This is a genomic window from Cyclobacterium jeungdonense, assembly GCF_010994275.1.
GTDB classification, from domain to species: domain Bacteria; phylum Bacteroidota; class Bacteroidia; order Cytophagales; family Cyclobacteriaceae; genus Cyclobacterium; species Cyclobacterium jeungdonense.
Genome location: NZ_WMCD01000001.1, coordinates 103,097 through 124,655 on the forward strand (window position 1 = coordinate 103,097; position 21,559 = coordinate 124,655).

Genomic DNA, 21,559 nt, shown 5'->3' on the forward strand with positions numbered 1-21,559 from the left:
CACCGAAGCATCCATCCAAATCGCATCTTCAGCGGCAAACTGAACGATTTCTCCTTTTTAAGATGCGAAGAGCCTGTCCCGACCAAAGTCGGGAGGGATTTTACATCGTTGCTAAGCGGTATTTGGTTTCGTTTGGCATCCAATTAAATGCTTTTGTTTTTAGGGTTTTGTTGCTACTTTTTTAACGTTTAAGTCTTACCTTCCCAACATGTTATTACAGGGCATAGACTGGCTGATCCTCATTCTGTTTTTCGCTTTATCCCTGGGGATAGGCATCTACAGCTCCAAAAAATCATCACAAAACATTCAGGAATTTTTCAAGGCGGGGGGTAACCTTCCCTGGTGGGTGTTGGGTATCTCAATGGTTGCCACCACTTTTTCCACGGATACGCCCAACCTGGTAACGGATATTGTCAGGAAAAATGGCATTTCCGGAAACTGGGTATGGTGGAGTTTTTTGTTGACCGGGATGCTCACGGTTTTTTTCTTTGCCCGGTTGTGGAAGCGGTCTGGTGTGCTGACCGATATTGAATTCTATGAACTCCGGTATAGCGGCAAGCCGGCCTCTTTCCTTCGGGGATTTCGGGCCATTTACCTGGGGATTTTCTTTAATGTAGTTATTATTTCTGGTGTATCTCTGGCAGCCATTAAAATTGGCGGGGTGTTATTGGGACTTAGTCCCTTGCCGGTGTTGTTATTTTCCGGACTGGTGACCGTGCTTTACAGTAGCCTGGGAGGATTGCGAGGGGTGGTATTTACCGATTTTATGCAATTTGGGCTGTCCCTGGCCGGAGCCATCGCTGCGGCATGGGTGTCGGTCAACCATCCGGCCATTGGCGGGCTGGATGAGCTACTTCAGCACCCTGAGGTAAGCGTGAAACTTGATTTTATTCCCGACATTAATAACTGGGAGGTGTTTTTAATGGTATTTCTTATTCCTGTTTTCATACAGTGGTGGTCGGTTTGGTACCCGGGATCGGAGCCGGGTGGCGGAGGGTTTATTGTGCAGCGCATGCTAGCTGCCAAAGATGAAAATCATGCCCTTTCTTCGGTGTTATTATTTACGATTGTACACTATGCCATAAGGCCCTGGCCCTGGATCATTGTGGCTCTGTGCAGCATTATAGTTTTTCCGGATCTGGATGCATTGCGGCGGGCCTTTCCAGAAGCCGATGCTTCTATAGTTCAGGACGATATGGCCTATCCGGCCATGCTTTCCTTTATGCCGGTCGGCATCATGGGGCTGGTGGTCACTTCCCTCGTGGCAGCCTATATGTCTACCTTGTCTACCATGCTGAACCTTGGTTCTTCTTACGTGGTGAATGATTTTTACCGGCGTTTTATCCGGCCTGATGCCTCCCAAAAGCATCTCATTGGAATCGGCCGTCTTACAACTGTGCTCATCATGGTTATTGGGGGTTATGTAGCGCTGCAATTAGAAAATGCCTTGCAGACTTTTGCGATTTTGCTGCAGATTGGGGCCGGAACGGGACTTATTTACATATTGAGATGGTATTGGTGGCGCATCAATGCCCTCAGTGAAATGGTTGCCATGGCTGTTTCCTTTTTGATGGCCTTGTATTTTGCTTTTCTACACCCAGCACTTTTTGAACCTTTGACAACCTCAGCTGAATTACTTATAGGTATTTTTGTAACCACCGGGAGCTGGATAGCTGCTGCCTATTTGACACCTGAAACGGATAAAAAGAAATTAATGGCTTTCGTTCAAAAAACAAAGGCTCCGGGTCCAGGATGGAGAAGCATACATCAACTGATGGGTGAAAAAGGAAAGCCGGTAGAACCTTCCCAGGTATTTGATTTCCAGGCAGCCTTGCTTGCTTTTGCAGCGGGGGTTACTGGCGTTTATGCTTTTTTGTTTGGAACAGGCCACATTCTATTGGGGAATCCGCTAAGTGGCGTTTTGTTGATGCTCCTGGCATGTCTTGGTTTCGGAGCCGTATTTTTGTTGAGAAAAAGGCTGAGATAAGTTTGTTACCTCAAAAAAGTAGTTGCTCAGAGGTACGGGACGTTTGCTCAGGGTTATTTTTTTCGATAAAAAGGGGTTTCACCTTGTAGCATTTAGCAGAGTTTAAGCGTCGTAAAAATAGGTGAGTAAGAGGCAGTGATGGCAAGGTTAAAGACTTCTATTTTAGGTAACTTATTAGAATTCAGATAGGGCTCTACTGTTCGAACGCACGTGTTTGGTAAAGTGGAATTAAATTTTTGTTAATTCTAACTATTGTTTTCATTTGATTATTAAATACCAATATATTTGCCAAATTTTCTATAAATAGACTGTTTTCCATCCACTGAGTTTGCGAAATGAAAAATCAAATTTTTACCTGTTTTTTTCTATTGTTTAGTATCGCCGGATACGCCCAAAATGTTGTTGTAAGCGGGACGATTACGGAGGCAGGCACCGGCGAGCATCTGATTGGAGCCAATATTTTTGACAAATATGCTGAAAAAGGTGCCGTTGCAAACCAGTTTGGGTTTTATAGCTACACGACAACACGTGATAGCCTGGATCTTTTTTTCAGTTTTGTAGGCTTTCAGACCCAACACCTTCAATTGAAGGCGGTACGGGATACGGTCATTAACCTGGCACTGGTACCTGATGGTAACCTGGAGGAAGTGGTGGTATCGGCTGCGGATATGGACAAGATACAGGAGGTCAGCAGGATGAGTTCAATAAACATTCCCCTCAAACAAATCAAAGAATTACCCGCATTGATGGGAGAAGTGGACGTGTTTAAGGTGTTGCAGTTGCTGCCCGGTGTGCAATCGGGCACGGAAGGAGGAAGCGGGCTGTATGTTAGGGGAGGAGGACCTGACCAAAACCTGATTTTGCTGGACGGGGTGCCGGTATACAACGCCTCGCATCTTTTCGGTTTTTTTTCCATTTTCAATGCGGATGCTATCAATAACGTAGAACTGATCAAAGGGGGATTTCCATCCCGGTACGGTGGGCGATTGTCTTCTGTGATTGATATTAGCATGAAAGAGGGCAACCTGCAGGAGATAAAAGGGGAAGGTTCGATCGGATTAATCGCATCTAAAGTGACGGTGGAAGGTCCAATAAAAAAGGATCAGACTTCATTTATTTTTTCCGCCAGAAGAACCTACCTGGATCTATTGGCCAGACCCATTATTAAGGCATCAACAGAGGGCAGCGAAAATATAGGGTACTATTTTTACGATCTGAATGGAAAAATCAACCATAAAGTCAATAATAATAACAGGCTCTACCTGAGCGTTTATTCTGGAGACGATAAAGCCTATTCCAAGTACAAAGATTTTTACGTTTTTGAAAACGAACGGACGGATTATGATGAAGAATTTGGCCTTAGATGGGGTAACTTTATCACTGCCCTTCGTTGGAACAATGTGATTAATAACCGTTTGTTTAGCAACCATACCTTCACCCACAGCAGGTATAAATTTGATCTTTTTAGCAATTACGAAGAAAAAATAACGGGACCGGGTGTTGACGAAACCAATGTCTATTCGGAGCGGTATTTTTCTGGAATCAGAGATTGGGCCTTTAAATCCGATTTTGATTTTATTCCTAATCCCGATCACTACATTCGGTTTGGTGCGCAGGTGATTTTTCATAAATTTTCACCTGGGGTATATGCCAGCAAAAGCAGTGAATCAGAAGACGATTTGAGGTTAGGGGCCGATGAATTGAATTCGATGGAGTATGCTTTTTATGTGGAAGACGATATCAATTTTACGCCCCGGCTGAAGGCAAATCTGGGACTGCACCGCTCAGGTTTTGTTACAGAAAACCAGCATTACCATTCCCTCCAACCACGAGTTGCCGCTCGGTATATGGTAAATCCTGCTACTTCAATAAAAGCCTCTTTTGTGACGATGACCCAATTTATCCACTTACTTACCAATGCAGGACTGGGCTTGCCGACGGATCTTTGGGTTCCGGCCACACCCAGAATTGGTCCGCAAGAATCCATGCAGGCAGCTTTGGGAGCTGCAAAAACCATTGGTGGTTTCGAAGTCAGCCTGGAAGCCTATTATAAAACCATGGATGGGTTGATTGAGTACAAGGATGGCGCTACCTACCTTAACCTGGATGAGGACTGGCAGGATAAAGTGGCCGTAGGGGAGGGAAGGAGTTATGGCACCGAATTCCTGGTGCAGCGAAAAGTAGGGAAAATTTCCGGCTGGTTGGGATATACCTTATCCAATACTGAACGAAGATTTGACGAGGTTAATTTCGGTGAGTGGTTTCCCTACAAATACGACCGCAGACATGACATTAGTTTGGCACTCACCCATGAGTGGAAAGACAACAAGGATTTTTCCCTTGCCTGGGTTTACGGCACAGGAAACGCAGTATCCCTTCCCACACAACGTTACGAGGGATTGGAAGTTAATCGTTTCGGAGGTTTTTCCAGGCCGAACATAAACTATTACGAAAGCAGAAACAATTTCAGAAACAGAGACTATCATCGCCTGGATTTGAGCTTTAGCTGGTGGAAAACCAAAAAATGGGGCGAACGGAAATGGACCCTGGGAATTTACAATGTTTACAATCGTATGAATCCTTTCTTTATGGATTTAGGTAATGATCAACAAGGAAACAGGAAGGTGATGCAATACAGCCTTTTCCCAATTATCCCATCTTTTTCTTATGGATTTAAATTCTAATTTTCGATGAAAATGAATAAACAGTTGACCTGGATTTTTCTTGCCCCACTTAAGCTGGTTGGGGTCGTGTTTTTGTTTTTTGCCTGCGAGACCGCAGTAGATATCGAGATCCCCTTCGAAAAGCCACAGATTACCCTGAATTCAAATCTCAGGCACAATTTGTTTCCCAGCGTACGGCTGACCTACAGCAAGCATATTCTGGATAATAACTGGGAGTTTGTGCCCATCAAAGATGCAGCCGTGAGGCTGATTCATGAAGGGGAGGCCCTTCCGCTGGCTTTCGTTGAAGAAACAGGCGAATACACGAATTTGAATCGCCTCCTGGTTGAAGGAAATGAATACCGGGTTGAAGTTGAGGTTGAGGGATACGAAACGGTGACTGCTACAGAGATTATTCCTATTTCTGTTCCAATAAAGGATTTGATCTATCAGGGGAAGGTAAAGGTAGACGCCTGGTCCTCCAATGATGATGTACGGATAATCTTTGATGATCCGGAAGGGGAAAATTATTATGAAATTTCCGCCGAATTTTACCGGCAGTATACCTATATCGATCAGGATGGAAATACGGTGTATTACGAAGACAACTATCCGCTTTACCTGGAACCCAAAAACCCAACCTACGAAAAAGACTATAATACCGATGGGGAATTACTAATTGACGATAAACTTTTTGAGGGAAGAGAAGCCACTATTGATCTCTTTCTTAACGGTAGTTATTTTTCGGATGATATGGAGGGTGAAATTAAGTTTACCCTGAAAACGGTTACCCGAAACTACTACCTGTTTCATTCCACCTACGGGTTGCAATGGTGGAATGAAGGGGATCCGTTTGCCCAACCTGTGCAGGTATATACCAATATCTCGAATGGCATAGGTATCGTTATGGGGGAGAGTATTTCCGTAAAGAGAATTGATCCGTAATTAGCTAAGGTTGATTTATTTTGGTGTTAAAAATGACCACCACAGATGACACAGATTAACACAGATAATAAGATCAGTACTGGGTAAAGTATGTCGCTTCGCCCAGCTATTTTCGGACTCATAAACAGATTAGACCCTATATAAATGCTGTTTATAATGGCAAAAACGGGTACGTTTTTAAAGTACGTTTTTTGTACGACTGGTCCATGGTATACAGGTGCCGGACAGTTTTGGGGATTGCAAATCCCCTGTATCTGAACCACGGAATTACAAATTCCGAGGAGCGGAGCTGTTCGACATTTGTAATGTCGAACTTCAAATAACCAGGATTTGCAATCCTGGTTTCGTAAACAAATTGGAATTATAGCGTATTCCGGTACAAGGTCAAAACTCCAAACCCTTCAGCTCTTCGGGAGAATTGATGGTGGTTTCCTCAAAATGCAAACTCCAGCCCATCGTACCCGTAAGCAGGTAGATTTTTGACAATTCGGTGAGCAAGCGTTCTCTGGCATCTGCTTTTAGGTCGGACTGTTGGATCTTTTCGTCCAGAATCTTGTAAACACTGCCTTTTATTTTATTGTAATCTGCTGCGTCGAATTTATTGAAGTAATCTTGACTGACATCGTAATATTGTAAATCGGGATAAATATTTATTTCTGGTTCCGGAATACTAATGATCCGTACCTGCTTTGCCTCCGGGTCTATTTCGGATATAAGTTGCCTCAAATCATAGGCAACCGTAACTTTTGCATTGATAATAACCAATGCTTTTTTATCGGCGGAAAAAATATCAAAATAATTTTTTCGGGTATTTTTATAACTCAATACCTGAGAAAAATGCCCCTCAGTTACCAACAACTTGCCCACCTGTTGGATTTGTTGCTCGAGCAAGGCCGTATTTTGTTGGATTTCCTGCTGTTCATTATTTTGACGGATCAAGAATTGAATCGCCCCGTAAAGCAACAATGCGGTAACTATTCCAGCCAAAAATCGGTACATCTCTCGGTGTTTTTTTCTAATCACTTAAATGATACTGTAAAAGAAGGGAGAATAAGGGGAGGTTCCAACAAGAGACAGCCTGAAAGGTCGCATTTATTTTCTAATGTCCTTTTGAGAATTAAATTGGGTAAAACATTTTAAAAAAGGGGTACATTGAATATCTTAGTAAAAACGCCCAATAGACTAACCAAAATAATAATCGACTATGCAGGAATCTCCCTGGTTTAAGTTCTACCCGAAAGCAGTACCTACCGTCATCGATCCCGAAGAATTCGGCAGTGTAGTAGATTTATTTGAAGAGAGCATTCGAAAATTTGGCGATGCTGTGGCCTACGAGTGCATGGGAAAAACCATTTCCTTTAATGAATTGGACCAATTGTCCAATCAATTTTCCGCTTTTTTACAGCAAAAATTGGCATTAAAGAAGGGTGACCGCATTGGCATTCAAATGCCCAACCTGCTGCAGTACCCCGTGGTCATGTTTGGAGCTTTGCGGGCAGGATTGGTTGTGGTAAATACCAACCCACTTTATACGGCCTCCGAAATGAAGCATCAATATACCGATGCGGGTGTCAAGGTGGTCGTGATCTTGGCAAATTTTGCCTACAATCTGGAAAAGATTAAGGAAGAATCGGGTATACAGCATGTGGTCGTGACCGAGATTGGGGACCTATTGGGCGGATTGAAGGGAATGATCGTTAATCTGGTGGTAAAATATATCAAGAAGATGGTTCCGGCTTATTATCTGCCCGGGGCCTGGACTTTCAAAAAGGCGATGTCCGCAGGAAATCCGGCCACTTTTGAAAAACCAACCTTGCAGGGAGCCGATTTGGCTTATTTGCAATATACGGGCGGGACGACTGGTGTATCTAAAGGAGCAATGCTGACCCACCGAAACATTGTAGCCAATATGCAACAGATTTCCGCCTGGATGAAACCAAAGCTTAAAGAGCGGGAAGAAACGGTCATAACAGCCCTGCCCTTGTATCATATTTTTGCGCTGACAGTAAATTGCCTGGCCATGATGAAGATTGGAGCACATAACGTACTCATCACCAATCCCAGGGACATGCCGGCCTTTTGTAAGGAATTGAAAAAACATCCTTTTAGCGTTTTTACCGGGGTTAATACCCTTTTTAATGGGTTATTAAACCAGGAAGCTTTTCGTTCCCTGGACTTTAGTTCGTTAAAAATTGCTGTAGGAGGCGGCATGGCTGTGCAGCAGGCAGTGGCCAGACGCTGGCAAAAAGTCACTGGAACGCCATTGGCAGAGGGTTACGGACTTACCGAAACCTCGCCTGTAGTTTCTTGTAATCCCATTGATGGTACTGAAAGACTGGGAACCATAGGTGTGCCCCTACCCAATACTGAGGTGAAAATCGTGGACGACGAAGGCAAAGAGCTTCCCATCGGGGAGCGGGGAGAGTTATGTGTCAAAGGACCACAGGTAATGCCAGGGTATTGGCAGAGACCTGAAGAAACTAAAACTGCTTTTTACGAAGACTGGTTTAAAACCGGTGACATAGCTGTTCAGGATGAAGATGGGTTTTTTAAGATTGTAGATCGTAAAAAAGAAATGATTTTGGTATCCGGCTTTAACGTGTACCCCAATGAAGTAGAAGATGCGCTTGCCGAACACGAGCAGGTAGATGAAGTGGGTGTTATTGGCATTCCGGATGAAAAGTCTACCGAAAGGGTGATCGCCTACGTGGTAAGCACTAATCCTTCCCTAACTGACGAAGAACTGATCGCTTTTTCCCGTGAAAATCTTACCAGTTACAAGGTTCCCAAGGAGATTTATTTTGTGAAGGAACTCCCTAAATCCAATGTCGGCAAAATTCTCCGTCGAGTGATCCGGGAAAATCACGAGAAAAAGCAGCAAGCCTAAGCCTGCCGGGTTGCTTGATCCAGGTTTTTAATAATTCTGGCCGGATTTCCGCCCACCAATACATCAGCAGGTACATCTTTGGTCACCACCGAACCTGCGGCAATGATGCTGCGGGATCCGATACGCACACCAGGACAAATGATGGCTCCTCCGCCAACCCACACGTCATCCTCGATATGGATCGGCCGGCCAAATTCCAGTAGTGATCCTCTGGCGGAAGCTTCAATGGGATGAGTGGCTGTATAGACTTGCACATTGGGACCGAATAAGCAGCGGTTACCTATGGTTATTGTACAGACATCCAATAGGGTACAATTGAAATTGAAAAAAACCTGATCCCCTACCTTTATATTATAGCCGTAATCACAGTAAAATGGCGGTTCGATGCCGAAATCCTTGCCTATTGCCCGTAGTAATTGCCCCATGACTTGTTGTCGTAGCTGGGTCTCATCCGGTGCACTGTCGTTCAATTTTTTTAAAAGAATACGGGCATTCAATCTTTCTTGGGAAAGTTCCTCGTCCGAAGCCAGGTACAATTCGCCGGCCAACATTTTTTCTTTTTCCGTCTTCATCTATTCGGATACTAATATGGATTTTATTTGATCGCAGTGCCGTTTTTCATGGGTGAGCATGATTTCTATGGTGGTATCCAGTGGATACACAATCCATTTGTTTGCAGGTGATGCTATCATTTGTTTTTGGTTAAAATAGGGGTCAAGTTTCTGAATGTAAACTGAAAGTAGGTGCTGGGTTTCAAAAAACGTGTTGAGCAGGTCTTGGTTATGCATACCGGCTGTTGGTTCCCAGCGAGCAAAGGTTTTTATTTTGACTGGTTTTTTGTTGGCAGAAAGGATCATTTCGCCCATTTTTTTCCCATAGAATGGTAAGTTCCCCAATAATGGGCTTTTGTACTTTCCCTGAATGATTTGATCAAAAATGGGAAAATACGATTCATTTACGCGCACCAAGTGATGGAGGATTTCCATGGGACTCCAGTTTTCGGGATTGGGTCTTTGGTTTAGGGTGGTTAGGTCGTATTCGTTTGCTAGTTTGTCGAACTCCCAGGTAAGCTGAGTCAGTTCCATCTGCCAGGTATCGGCTTGTTCGTTCATAGGGTTTTATATCTAAAGCTGGGTTGTGTTTCCTGATGCCAGGGCGTGGTCTATAAGCAGATTCCCGGCACCAAAACCTAATATTAACTATTTGGAGATTGGAATTCAAGAAAGAAATAAAAACAATTCCTTTTGATTCTCCATCCAATTGGTTTTATTTTATACTTCGCTTATGTATGCCATCGTAGATATTGAAACTACCGGAGGATTTTCGGCTCAGCACCGGATCATTGAGATTGCGGTAGTGTTCCATGACGGAGAAAAAATCACCGGACATTACGAGCGTTTACTCAATCCCCATAGAAGCGTTCCGTCCTTTATTACAGGTCTTACCGGTATTGATGCAGGGATGCTGTCAGAAGCACCTGATTTTGCACAGGTAGCGGAAGAGTTGTGGACATTGCTGGAGGGGAAAATTTTCGTGGCGCATAACGTCAGTTTTGATTATAATTTTATCAGGCAGGCATTTGAACAGGAAAAGAAGTCGTATAAGCCCAGGCGTTTATGTACGGTAAGGCTTAGCAGAAAAATTTTTCCGGGCTTGAGAAGTTATAGTTTAGGTCGCTTGTGCGAATCCAGGGGAATTACGGTGAATGACAGGCACCGTGCTTTGGGAGATGCCTGGGCTACTGCCTTGCTATTTGGGCAGCTGCTAAAGGAAGATCGGAATGGGGAAATTGCCAGGTCACTCAAAGGGAAAGAAAAAGCACTCACGCTTCCCCCGAATATCAGTCACGAACAATACAACCAATTACCCCGCGCTACAGGTGTGTATTATTTTCATGACAAAAACGGGAAGGTAATATACGTAGGGAAGGCAGTAAATATAAAAAGCAGGTTTGACAGCCATTTTTCCGGAAAATCAAAAATCAGCCTAAAGTCCGAAATTTGCGATATCAGTTACGAGCTTACGGGTAGTGAGCTTCTGGCATTGCTGCTGGAAGCAATGGAAATAAAACGACTTTGGCCCAAATACAACCGCTCTCTGAAAGTAAAATCCATTTCCTGGGGGGTATTTGCCTACCTGGACCAGCAAGGATATCAGCGCTTTCAGGTGAGTAAAATTTTTCCGGGAATAAAACCGCTGATGACATTTACCAGCCACACGGAAGCCTGGAAATTAGTGTCGGACAAAACGGAGGAACTGGAACTCTGCCCCAAATTATCGGGTATTCAGAAAACGTCCGGTGCCTGTTACGACTACCGGTTGGGAAGATGTGCAGGGGCCTGCTGTGGGGAGGAATCGCCTGAAGCCTATAATCAGAAAGCAGCCAACTTATGGAACGGAACGTCAAGCCAGCAAGGAGTACGATTTCTGATAAAGGACCGGGGAAGGAACCGCGAGGAAGAAGCTGTATTACTCGTGGAAGACGGGTTTTTGGCAGCTTTCGGATACATTGACCATTCTGCTCAATGTCAGGAAATTGGAGAGGTACTGGATTTTCTCAAGCCAGTAAAAAGGGTCGTAGAGACCCAGGCTTTGCTGCAGTCCTACTTGACAAAACTCCCGGCGGATCGGATTATTCCGCTGAACGGGATGCAATAAAGTAAGCAGAAACTTACCTTTAAGAAAATAACCAAATATAAGATTATGAAAATTAACGATCAAGATCCCCTTTTGCCCTATCAACCTGATTCGAAAAGGTATGAATCCATGAAGTACCGAAGGTGTGGACGGAGTGGTCTGGACCTTCCCTTGATTTCTCTGGGGCTTTGGCATAATTTCGGGCATGGTGATGATTTCAAAAACGGTAGAAGTATCCTCAGGACAGCCTTTGACCTGGGAATCACCCATTTTGACCTGGCTAATAATTATGGTCCACCCTATGGAGCCGCGGAAGAAAATTTCGGGAGAATCTTCCAAAAAGACTTCAAAGCCCTTCGGGATGAGCTAATTATTTCATCCAAGGCCGGCTGGGACATGTGGCCCGGGCCCTATGGTAATTTTGGTTCTAAAAAATACCTGGTGGCCAGCCTGGACCAAAGTTTGAAACGGATGGGATTGGACTATGTGGATATTTTCTACCACCACCGCCCCGATCCGGAAACACCCCTGGAGGAAACCATGGCCGCTCTGGACCTGATCGTACGGCAAGGGAAAGCCTTGTATGTCGGAATCTCCCAATACAGCGCGGAAGATACGGCAAAGGCATCCCAATTATTAAAAGAGATGGGTACTCCCTGCCTGATTCACCAACCACGTTACAGCATGATGGACCGATGGGTAGAGGATGGTCTGCTCGATGTCTTGGAATCAGAAGGGATTGGTGCCATTGCGTTTTCTCCACTGGAACAGGGTGTTTTGACCAATAAGTACCTGAAAGGTTTTCCAGAGGATTCCAGGGCTGTTAAGGATGGCCGGTATCTTCAAACAGAAAAATTAACTCCCGAGCTACTTAGAAAAGTAGAGCAACTTAACGAGCTGGCGAAAAAAAGAGGGCAGAGTCTGGCTCAGATGGCCATCGCCTGGCTGCTGAAAGACAAGCGCATCACTTCCGTTTTGGTAGGAGTGAGCAAGCCGTCCCAAATCATTGACAATGTGAATAGCTTGAAGGTTCTTGATTTTTCCAGCGAGGAACTGGGGAAAATAGAGCAACTAATTAAGTCCTGAATTGAAGCGATTTCTTTTAAAGGAGTTTTAGCACCTAGTCAAAAAGCTGTCGTCTATTCTGGTATACATATGTCCTGCGTGAGGTTCTTTCACGCAGGATTTTTTTATTTCATAAATCTGTTTTATGGTGAAAAATACGGATATTCGGTATATTTTTTGTTTTAATATTTGTATATTGACTCAGAACCCAATTAACCAAGTTATGAAAAAGCAGCTATTTGTGGCAATTTTGGCCCTATTTACGAGCGTCAGCCTATCGGCGCAGGAACAGCAGTATCTGGTATTTGAATTTATCAAAGTAGAACCTGACCGGGTGTTGGACTACCTGGAATACAAGGATTTTTTGGCAGAGGTTCATAAAACTGCCAAGGAAGAGGGACATATCAGCGGGTGGGATTTATGGTCCTTGCAATCCGGATCTGATCTGGAGGGAGAAAATTTTCAGTACGTGACAGTTACCTACTACGAGGATCCGGTAAAAATGATGAATGGAAACAATGTGGATCTGTTGGTGAGCAATGCACTCAAAGCATTTCCCGACATGAGCGAGGAGGCAGTCCGGAAAAAGATTAGCGATGCACTTGAAATGCGTGACCTGGCCATACGAAGTTATATGGTAGAGGTGGCACGTACTTCGGATGACTTTGAGTTCAAGCCGGGAATTTTAGCTTCCTTTGATTTGATGAAAGCGGTTGAAGGAAAATTTCAGGACTACGAAAAGGCCGAAAGGGAAGTATTCCTACCCATCCATGAAAAAAAGATACAGGCAGACCTGATGGAAAACTGGCGATTCCTGAGAACAGCCCTTCCTACAGGCAGTGAAGCCAAATCCACCCACTTGACCATGAACGTGTATTCCGACTATTTGCAGTTCTTTAATTCTATGGAATACGAGGATATGGAAATCACGGAAGAACAGCAAATGGCCGTCGAAGAAGGCCTAAATTCAAGGGATCAGAAATGGGTTTACCTGGCGACACTTGAAACAATGGTGCGATAAACATCAGTTTGGGGGGTTAAAAACATCATTTTCCCAACCCAGGTGTTTGCAAATTAGAATCATCAGGTAGTTGACACCGCTGTGAAAAACAACTAATAGAAAAATGGCCAATACAGGGACCCCAAAAACCTGATAGGGCCATGCGTATGTCCATACCCCTAACTGTATGGTGATAATTTCACCAATCGTGGGGAAAATCATGGCCACCAAAAGGGTTAATAGAATCTTTTCTTTGGTTCCCTGTAGGTCTAAAGAGCGGAAAAGGTCTTTTTCTAATTGATAGACAAATGTAAAGGCCAATGCCCAGGCAAAAGGAAGCCAATAGGGAAAGGACCGTGTTCCCAGGTCATGGTATTCCCAGTGATTATAATAGATTCCCCACCATTCACAGCAGACGCCTAAAACACCGCCTAAAAGGGCCCCGGTGAGGTATACGTATTTATCTTTCTCATCAAGCCTCCACTTTTTTACCAGGGTGTATAGTAAGTATAAAGCCAAAACCAATCCAACCCAGGCATCGAAAGAATGAAAACTACCTATAAAAAAACCGGCAAGGATAAGTTTCAGAAGGCTTTTGGCCAGGATTTTTCCAGTTTCCGTTTTGGACGAAATTTTAATAGCTGTTTTCAATAGTAGCCGTTTTGCAATCAAAAATAGTAAAAAAGATTTAGCCTGGAAAAAACCATTTTTTCAAATGCTCCTCCATTATCAACACTCCCTTTCCTGCCCTTTCCTCAATGGGTATTAAATGTTTAGCAGGATAATAGGAAGGCATTTTAGGATCTATAATAAACTTTGGTATTTCCGAAGCAGCTTCATCCAACAGGCCTGCGGCAGGATAGACCATCAGGGAGGTACCGATAACAGCAAATGCATCGGCACTTTTTACTGCAGAAATGGCTGCATCCATCATGGGCACGGGTTCGCCAAACCAGACAACAAAGGGACGTAATTGGGAGCCTTTTTCACAGGTGTCACCCAGATTGATTTCAAACCCTTCCACAGGATAAACAAGACTTGGATCCAGGCTACTCTGCGCTTTGAAGAGTTCACCGTGTAGGTGAATTACTCGAGAGGAACCGGCCCGCTCATGGAGGTCATCTACATTTTGGGTGATGATGGTCACGGCAAAGGTTTTCTCCATTTCCGCAAGCTTCAAATGAGCCGGGTTTGGCTGTGCATTCTTGCAGGCCTTTCGCCGTTGGTTGTAAAAGTCCAAAACCAGTTCCTTATTTTTTTGCCATCCCTGGGGAGTAGCCACATCCATGACATCGTGCCCTTCCCACAGGCCATTATCATCTCTGAACGTACGGATACCACTTTCCGCAGAAACCCCTGCCCCGGTCAAAACCACCAGGTGTTTTTTCTCCTGCCTGTCCATTGTAAAAGCCAGTTTATTCTTAATCAATTCCTGAATTTAAAAATAAAATCTGAACTTCTACCTTTCTGTCTTCAGGTAGCGCAGAAGGAGCGCGGGTTCTGACCAACTGGGCACCCGGCTGGATCTGGATTCGATCGTTAGCTATCCCAAATTTTTCCACCAGTGCCTGAGCTACCGAATGGGTCCTTTTTTCTACCAGGTTAAGGTTAAATGCGACGCTTCCCGTATGATCTGCATATCCCTTCAGAGATACCATGGCATCCTGAAAACGCTGTAGGGTACTGACTATTTCCCCTAATTTCGTTAAAGCACCCTCGGAAAGCTCACTTTGATTAATTTCAAAATAAATGTCCGTATAAATGGCAGGCAAACTTAATTCAGCAGGGATACTGTATCCTGTTTCGTTCTGGATTACGATTTCCGGCATGCTTCTTTTCGGTATGGGAAGTGTTTTCGACCAGGCGGGAGCTTGTGGATTTAACCGAAGCCCTGTTTTCGCTGATAGGCTATCGGCAACTACCGGAAGCGCCATCGGTAGGTCGGTGGCCCTTTCAGCGACCTCTGCTGAACCTGTATCTGCAGACCTACGACTCAATGGGGCTATTATTGGAACAAATACCCTGTTGGAAGATTGTTTTTGCCTGCTATTGGAATACCTGCCGGAAGGAAATGACCTTATTCGTTGTTCTTGCTGGTTTTCTTCCCTTCTAAAATCGGAATAACCTTCAGGGTAGACCCGGTAATCCGAATAACTTTCGGGGTAGATCGGGTAAACTGGATAGACGGATTGAAAAGAGGTCGTACGTTTTATTGGGCCATCCGAATATTCCAGTTCCGGTTTATAGGCTTCGGAAGTTAAAGGTAGATACCTGCTTTCTGGGTATTCCGACGAAGGAGTAACCGTACCTGATTCGGGATCGCCTCGAGAATAAAGGTAGGGTGTCGGCGATTCCGATGAGACCATAGAATCCAAGTTTTCAATGCTTGAGGAAGTAGCAAAAAAGGTCTCTTGGGCCGTACTGTCCTGCATGGTGGCGGGTTTGGACGGATTTAGACCCTTACCCTCGGAGCTAACCTCTTCTCGAAGTGTCCCTGCGGAAGGACTGATAACATTGGCTTTAAAACGAGATCGTTTTGGTGCAAAACTGAATTTTATTCCCAGCTGATGCTGGAATAACCACTCCCTATCAGGTCCTGCTTGAATCGGTTGATTGCTGATTCCTGTCGGGGAAAGGAACCCTCCGGAACTACCAAAAAGGTGTGCCCCATTTGTTTGCGCATTGGATTGGATAAACAGTTCAAGCTGTTGGCTTAATCTTAGCCTCAGTCCCAGACCCATGTCCAGGTAATATCGCTCCCCGGAATGATCTTGCCCGGTTACGAATCTTTCTTCTATTCCTGAAGAACCCTGCAAGGGGTTATCGGAAATGGGTATAAGGGTTTGGCTTTCCCAGGTATGCCATCCCACTCCTACAAGTGCATAGGGCGCCAGGAGAGACGTTTCCTGAAGTATCTTCCCGTTATCCATCCGAAAAATAAGAGCCGAACCGATATTCCAAAGACTTGACTGGTAATGAATGGAATGTTGCCTGCTCGAGACTTGGTCTGAGTACAGCATGCCATTGCCCGCCAATGCCTGCCTGCCGCCATGAATGGAAAGCTCCAAACCAGCAGTCAGACGTTTTTCAAGGCTCAGATTCCAATTTGATTCCGGCACAAGGGGAAAAGATGGACGGAATGCTTCCGGTATATCAGCTAATTTATTTAACCGATAGGTACTCAGTTGACCATAGTGATTGGTGTATCCGGTAGATATCCCTAAACGCCACTGGTATTGTTGCGAAAAACCTTCTGTCAGAAAAAGGAAATAAATAAGGAAAAGCAAGGTGCTGCTTCTGGTTATCATCTGTTTTTATTTTCGTAATCCCAACCAAAGGCTAAATTCTGCACTAAAGCCCACAAAAGGGTATAGTGTGACGTCTTGGATGTTGGCGTCTACATCCGTGGCGGTAAGTACGGCCCCGGCATTGAATCTCAATACCCGGAATAAACTGTATCCCAGACCGACATAAATAGGCCTTCCGATCAGAGGGCCACTGATTTCCCTTTCATTACTATCCCTCATATTGCTGAAAAACACACCAGTTGAAACGGAAGCATTACCCAATACTTTGGTGAATTTTTTGTTTCCTAGTGGAATGGAAACACCTCCAAAGGCGGAAGTACCATAATCCAGATTATTGAAATTGCCGCTAAAATAGGTTCCGGCATACCCGATGCTCAAAGGTAGATAGTAGGGTTTGTTTTCAGTGGGATAGTTTTCAATAACCCGAACATCGACTAACATCAACATCTGATTACGCAGATATTGACTCGTCTCTGACTTAAGAAGGTTAATTAACTCTTGCTTTAACTGATCCGTAAAGAGTGCCTGATCCTGGATATCCGGATCCTTTTTTTTCGATAGTAAATTAAATCGTGCCTTATTTAACTTAACACCATCTATCTGATCTATTTTTTGCTTAACGACATCTGAAAACCCATCAAATTCCTGGTCCAGAGGGTGCAGGTAGTTTTTTAATCCTTGTCTGACAATCTCATTTAAGTGGTCCAACATGGCATTAGGACGACTCAGGATTTGTGTGCCTCGCTTCCCGGCTAGAATAGTGGCCTGAACGTAACTCTCCAGATTTTCATGCAAGGCATCCCTGAGAGAAGCAGTTTCCTCGGTGTCAGATTCGCTATAAAAGTAAAATTTTAGGGTATAATTGTCGCTGCTGCGCAAGGGATAGGCTACAAAGATTTCGTAATTTTTGGGGCTACTTTGGTAAGGGGCTTTCCAGAAATAAAAATCTGCCTGATTTTCATTCTTATTACTCTTGAAAATCTTGAGTTCTACTCGTTTGATACCTGGGGGTAGTGTGCCCTCTATATAAAAAGGAGTTTCTGAATGAAGAGGTAACCCCCCGTTCAGTTGATTTTTTTCTGTCGAAAATGCGATCGATTGATGTTGTGCCTGCAGCATCAGTGGTGAAACAAGTAACGAAAGTATCCATATAATTTCTTTCATATGCATGGTTAGAATAGCGGTTTTAAGATGTTGAAAAAAAACTTACTCGGGTAAAAAAATCGAATAAGCATCTAATATTTTTAAAAAATATGCAAAAACTAAGCCGAATGAAGGGTGGTTCAACTTTTATTTGAGCTCCTATATTATTTAGCAGAGCCATTTTTTTGGAAATGTTGCTGCTTGTTTTTTTCTGAATGAGATTATCTGGTTAAAAATTGCAGACAGGCTCTGATAAATGGGGTATAAATGTAGAAGTCCCTTAACCTTTTTTCCATTCTTATTTAATTTGAGGGAAGACAAAAACACGCAGGTATCCTTAATTTTCAGACCTAGGAAAAGACTGGCAGTATAGTAAAATGTGGTGGAGGTAACAAATGGTAGTAAAAATGTTCCAAAAAATAACCCACAGGTACAAAAAAAGGTTGCCCCCGTGGAGGCAACCTTTATATCGTTTTAAAGTGGAGAATCTATAATTCTTTCACTCGGATATTTTTGAAGAATACAACATCTCCATGTCCCAGAAAACCAATATGTCCTTTTTCCCTGGAAAGTCCTGGATGCTCCCTTCCATCCAGGGTTCCATTTTCCTTTGCTTCAGCAATGTCCACATCTAATATCTCCGTTCCATTCAGGATTACCTGTATCCGGTCCCCATTAACAATCACCTCCTGATAGTTCCATTCTCCCACTGGGTTTTGATGGCCCTTGGTAGCAGCAGCTATCCCGTACAAAGAACCGTGGTACTGGTATTCTTTTAATTGACTGTAAATCTCAGCGGTATCATCCAAAATCTGCAATTCCATCCCTGCATAAGCCGCATCTCCTTCCAAAGGAGCACGTATTCCCAGCCCGTTATTGGCACCTGGGGTAAGTTTGAATTCAAAGCGGAATACAAAATCGCTGTATTCCTTTTCTGTCATCAGGTTACCCTGACCACCCCTGTCCGGGTAAATGGCCAGTACCCCATTGTCCACCACATAATCCGTTTTGTTGCCAGTCCATTTGTCAAGATCGGTACCGTCAAATAGTACCTCAAACCCGGCGTCTTTTTCTTCCTCACTCAGCTCGAACTTGGGTGCTCCTGTCAATTCACGGATATATATATCCCGGTACGCCACATACGTACCGTGTGCCTGCAATTCAATTTGTCCTTCAGAAAAGATGGATTGCTCCCGGTCCCAATAATTTTCCAATGGAACCTCGTCCACTACCAATTCCCCGTTGAGGTATACCGTAACTTTTTCTCCCTGCATGCGGATGTGGAAGGTATTCCATTCCCCAACCGGGTTGTCCGCCACTTTCAGCGGTTTGCTAGGATAAGTTTGGTTGTTGTACAAGCCTCCAGAACCAACTTCTGCTCCCACATCGGTACGGGCTGTATCCCAGATTTGAACCTGCGGGGTGCCTCTCAGGTAAAGGCCGGCATCCCCGTCTTCGGTAATTTTCCAGTCAACAAATAGTTCGAAATCACCAAAGTCTTTTGTGGTGGCAATGTTTTGTCCCTCTCCGGTAAATATCAATAAGCCATCTTCGGCCTTCCAGCCGTTTTCCATGATTTCGTCCGCTTTGGCCTGCTCTCTGGAAAGGATTCGCTCATTCATCTCCGAACGCTTGATGGGGTTGCTAAAAACCCCTTTCCAGCCGTCCAGGTTTTCGCCGTTGAACAAGGAATAGAACCCGTTGCCTTCAGGCATTTCATCCAGGTATTTCTGTAAAGAGGTCTTGTAATATTGGCTGTCCTGGCCACTGATGACTTCGATGGTTTTTCCTACAATATTCCGCGCCTTTTCTCCGTAGATGTCATCGTTGTTTAGAACGATGTTCATGACGGCTCTAGCCGCTGCTTGTTGATAGGCGGCTTTTTCCTGGTATTCGCCAGCTACCAGCAAAGCTTGGAAAGTAGGGTAATTCCCTAATTGCCCCAGGGCTGCCAACACCGTTTCATCCGATTCAGCAAGTTCCAGGGCATTCCGGAGCATCAATACCTTTTGGGTATCTGTTTCGTCCATACTTGGTACCAATCGAATGTATCCCATCAAGGCATTCTCTCTTAAGGCATCGCTACTTGCTTGCCTGGCTATGTCCAGCAAGGCTCCCGTTGCTGAGGGGTCTTCTGCCTGGTTTAGGGCGGTTACCACGGCTTGTTGTCGCCCTGCATTTCCTTTTTCGTAAATGTCTTTTAGCTTATCCAAAGCTACCTTACCGCCTGTTTTGGCCAATACCTTGTAAAGGTAGGCTTGCTTGTTATCAGGAAGCTGCGGCAATAAATCCATGGCCCAGCGGGTTTCGGTTGCCTGGTTGCCTTTTTGGGCATTGGCCACGATAATGGCTTCTTGAATTTTGTCCAGGTTATCTGGAGATGATTCCTCTTTTAATAGGGCTACCAGCCTGTCCAGGTCCTGAGGAGTGGCCATTTCCGAAAGGGCTGTTAGGGCCGCTTCTTTAACAGCCGGTTCATTTTCAGCAGCAGCGTCAAACACCGCTTCGATCTGATCTTCGGCAGCCCGTGACGCCAAAAGGTTTATCAGCAGCGTTTTCTTTTCTGGAGACGCTTCCGGAATTCTTCCGGCGATAGCTGCCGGTACTTGCGACCCTTTCATGGTTTCTAATGCAGTTGTTAATGCCTCTAATTCGCTATCAGTGTTGGTAGTTTCCAGCCGATCCAACAGCGCATCCAGGGCCAGGTCATCGCCGGCACTCACTACCGCAGCGATGGTTGCCGTACGCACTTCAGGATCACTGCTGTCCAGGTAGGGCAACAGGACTTGTGCTATGGCCGGATTTTTTACATTTCCCATCCTTCGGATAATGGCTGCTTTTGCTTCGGCCGATCCCCTATCCAGCGTTTTTTTCCAATCATCCAAATTAGAAATAAGAGCATCATCTGCAACCAATTTCAAGGCAGATCCCCTAAATTTTGGATGGTCATCCAAAGATGCTTTCATTAATAAGTCCTGGCTTTTCACGGGTTGAATTTGGACCATCAGTCCCAGAGCAGCAGCTTTGGTATGGTATTGATTGTCTGTCGCCGTTTTTTTGTAGACTTTTTTAGCCAGTTTAAAGGCTTTCTTGCCTTCACCATTAGCCTCCAGGTTAGCAATGTAACGCAAGTATAAACCGGATGCATTGCTAGGATCATAGGTAAAATCGGCCATTTCTGCAGCGGCATACAATGTTTTGGCACTTGCCGGATCTGCCTGGTTCGAGAGGGCAAAGAGCGCCACTTTTTTCAATTCGGTGTTAGCTGAAGCTGCATAAGGTGTGATTTCTTCTACCGATTCAGGGCTGTTGAAATTTCCCAGGGCCTCGATGAAGCTGGCTTTTTTGTCATCCGCTTCGGTAGCACCCAAAGCCAGGATTAAGGCTCTTTCGGCAGATTCCGATCCGATGTTGGCCATAACTCGAGCGGCTGTCCCTGAAAGCCGATCGTCTTGCAAATAAGCTTCTACATAGGGTACGGCATCTTCCTTCCCAATCCATTTTAATTGGGTTAACAAGAAATTCTTTGCTTCCGGGTTTTCCACCTGATCAAGTGCTTTTCCATAGGCCTGAACAGCCATGCGCGCCAGGTTTTCGCGAGAAGGGTGGCTGGCATAAAAAGCAAAACCTGCCAGTGCATATTCCAGTTGTTCATTTGCGGCTCCCGGTTTTAGCATTAATGCCATTTGGGTAATACCAGTTTGTCCCAGGTCCTCCATCTGGTTCATGGCGTTTTGCAAAGCCTGAGCATCAGCCGCAGGAAAGCGGTTGAGCAGGTCGGCAATCTTGGTAGCGGTCGTCCGCCCCTCATCGAGTTGGTTTTGTGCCTGGCTGTAAAACACCTGTCCAATTGCCAGGCACAGCACCAATGCTACTTTAAGTAATGAATATCTTTGCATCATTCTAATTATTCCTTTAAAATTA

15 protein-coding genes are annotated in these 21,559 nt (G+C 44.6%); 7 read left to right on the plus strand and 8 right to left on the minus strand.

All coding sequences use genetic code 11. The annotated features are described in order from the left end of the window. The first annotated feature begins 208 nt into the window (after positions 1 to 208). From GKS34_RS00360 to GKS34_RS00370, 3 genes are all read left to right on the plus strand, one after another. Complete coding sequence (locus GKS34_RS00360) at positions 209 to 1,987, plus strand: sodium:solute symporter family protein (RefSeq protein WP_163382835.1); 1,779 nt, start codon at positions 209 to 211, stop codon at positions 1,985 to 1,987. Positions 1,988 to 2,322: 335 nt separating this feature from the next. Beyond that, the gene (locus GKS34_RS00365) at positions 2,323 to 4,671 is read left to right on the plus strand and encodes a TonB-dependent receptor (RefSeq protein WP_163382836.1); all 2,349 of its coding nucleotides are present in this window, start codon (positions 2,323 to 2,325) and stop codon (positions 4,669 to 4,671) included. Positions 4,672 to 4,677: 6 nt separating this feature from the next. After that, on the plus strand, positions 4,678 to 5,595 hold the full coding sequence (locus GKS34_RS00370) for a DUF4249 domain-containing protein (protein ID WP_163382837.1): 918 nt from the start codon (positions 4,678 to 4,680) through the stop codon (positions 5,593 to 5,595). A gap of 384 nt (positions 5,596 to 5,979) precedes the next feature. On the opposite strand, the gene GKS34_RS00375 is transcribed toward GKS34_RS00370, so the two are convergent. Next, entirely contained in the window at positions 5,980 to 6,594 is a 615-nt protein-coding gene (locus GKS34_RS00375) for a DUF4230 domain-containing protein (protein WP_163382838.1), read from the minus strand. Positions 6,595 to 6,799: 205 nt separating this feature from the next. On the opposite strand from GKS34_RS00375, the gene GKS34_RS00380 reads away from it, so the two are divergent. Further along, the gene (locus GKS34_RS00380; protein WP_163382839.1) at positions 6,800 to 8,482 is read left to right on the plus strand and encodes an AMP-binding protein; all 1,683 of its coding nucleotides are present in this window, start codon (positions 6,800 to 6,802) and stop codon (positions 8,480 to 8,482) included. On the opposite strand, the gene GKS34_RS00385 is transcribed toward GKS34_RS00380, so the two are convergent. Continuing rightward, positions 8,479 to 9,054, minus strand: coding sequence for a sugar O-acetyltransferase (locus GKS34_RS00385; protein ID WP_163382840.1), 576 nt, complete (start codon positions 9,052 to 9,054; stop codon positions 8,479 to 8,481). The two genes, GKS34_RS00380 and GKS34_RS00385, sit on opposite strands and share 4 nt — an antisense overlap. Next, positions 9,055 to 9,594: a DinB family protein gene (locus tag GKS34_RS00390; RefSeq protein ID WP_163382841.1), complete on the minus strand. Its 540-nt coding sequence runs from the start codon at positions 9,592 to 9,594 to the stop codon at positions 9,055 to 9,057. Positions 9,595 to 9,766: 172 nt separating this feature from the next. Here GKS34_RS00390 and GKS34_RS00395 point away from each other — a divergent pair, with 172 nt between their 5' ends. The 3 genes from GKS34_RS00395 (at position 9,767) to GKS34_RS00405 (ending at position 13,205) form a co-directional block, all read left to right on the plus strand. Continuing rightward, positions 9,767 to 11,140 carry an exonuclease domain-containing protein gene (locus tag GKS34_RS00395; RefSeq protein ID WP_163382842.1) on the plus strand — a complete coding sequence of 458 codons (1,374 nt, stop codon included), beginning with the start codon at positions 9,767 to 9,769 and terminating at the stop codon, positions 11,138 to 11,140. Positions 11,141 to 11,185: 45 nt separating this feature from the next. After that, the gene (mgrA, locus tag GKS34_RS00400; RefSeq protein WP_290229087.1) at positions 11,186 to 12,205 is read left to right on the plus strand and encodes an L-glyceraldehyde 3-phosphate reductase; all 1,020 of its coding nucleotides are present in this window, start codon (positions 11,186 to 11,188) and stop codon (positions 12,203 to 12,205) included. A 202-nt stretch (positions 12,206 to 12,407) separates the two neighbouring features. Further along, entirely contained in the window at positions 12,408 to 13,205 is a 798-nt protein-coding gene (locus GKS34_RS00405; RefSeq protein WP_163382843.1) for a hypothetical protein, read from the plus strand. A 3-nt stretch (positions 13,206 to 13,208) separates the two neighbouring features. Here GKS34_RS00405 and GKS34_RS00410 read toward each other — a convergent pair whose 3' ends face one another. The 5 genes from GKS34_RS00410 to GKS34_RS00430 form a co-directional block, all read right to left on the minus strand. Then, the gene (locus GKS34_RS00410; RefSeq protein ID WP_163382844.1) at positions 13,209 to 13,835 is read right to left on the minus strand and encodes a hypothetical protein; all 627 of its coding nucleotides are present in this window, start codon (positions 13,833 to 13,835) and stop codon (positions 13,209 to 13,211) included. A 37-nt stretch (positions 13,836 to 13,872) separates the two neighbouring features. Then, positions 13,873 to 14,586: an SIR2 family NAD-dependent protein deacylase gene (locus tag GKS34_RS00415; protein WP_163383691.1), complete on the minus strand. Its 714-nt coding sequence runs from the start codon at positions 14,584 to 14,586 to the stop codon at positions 13,873 to 13,875. 19 nt (positions 14,587 to 14,605) lie between these two features. After that, positions 14,606 to 16,492: an OmpA family protein gene (locus GKS34_RS00420; RefSeq protein WP_163382845.1), complete on the minus strand. Its 1,887-nt coding sequence runs from the start codon at positions 16,490 to 16,492 to the stop codon at positions 14,606 to 14,608. Between the two features lie 6 nt (positions 16,493 to 16,498). Beyond that, complete coding sequence (locus GKS34_RS00425; protein WP_163382846.1) at positions 16,499 to 17,656, minus strand: hypothetical protein; 1,158 nt, start codon at positions 17,654 to 17,656, stop codon at positions 16,499 to 16,501. Positions 17,657 to 18,123: 467 nt separating this feature from the next. Beyond that, positions 18,124 to 21,537 (minus strand): 3-keto-alpha-glucoside-1,2-lyase-like domain-containing protein, encoded by a 3,414-nt coding sequence (locus GKS34_RS00430; protein WP_240459138.1) that lies wholly within the window; start codon positions 21,535 to 21,537, stop codon positions 18,124 to 18,126. Positions 21,538 to 21,559: the final 22 nt, after the last annotated feature.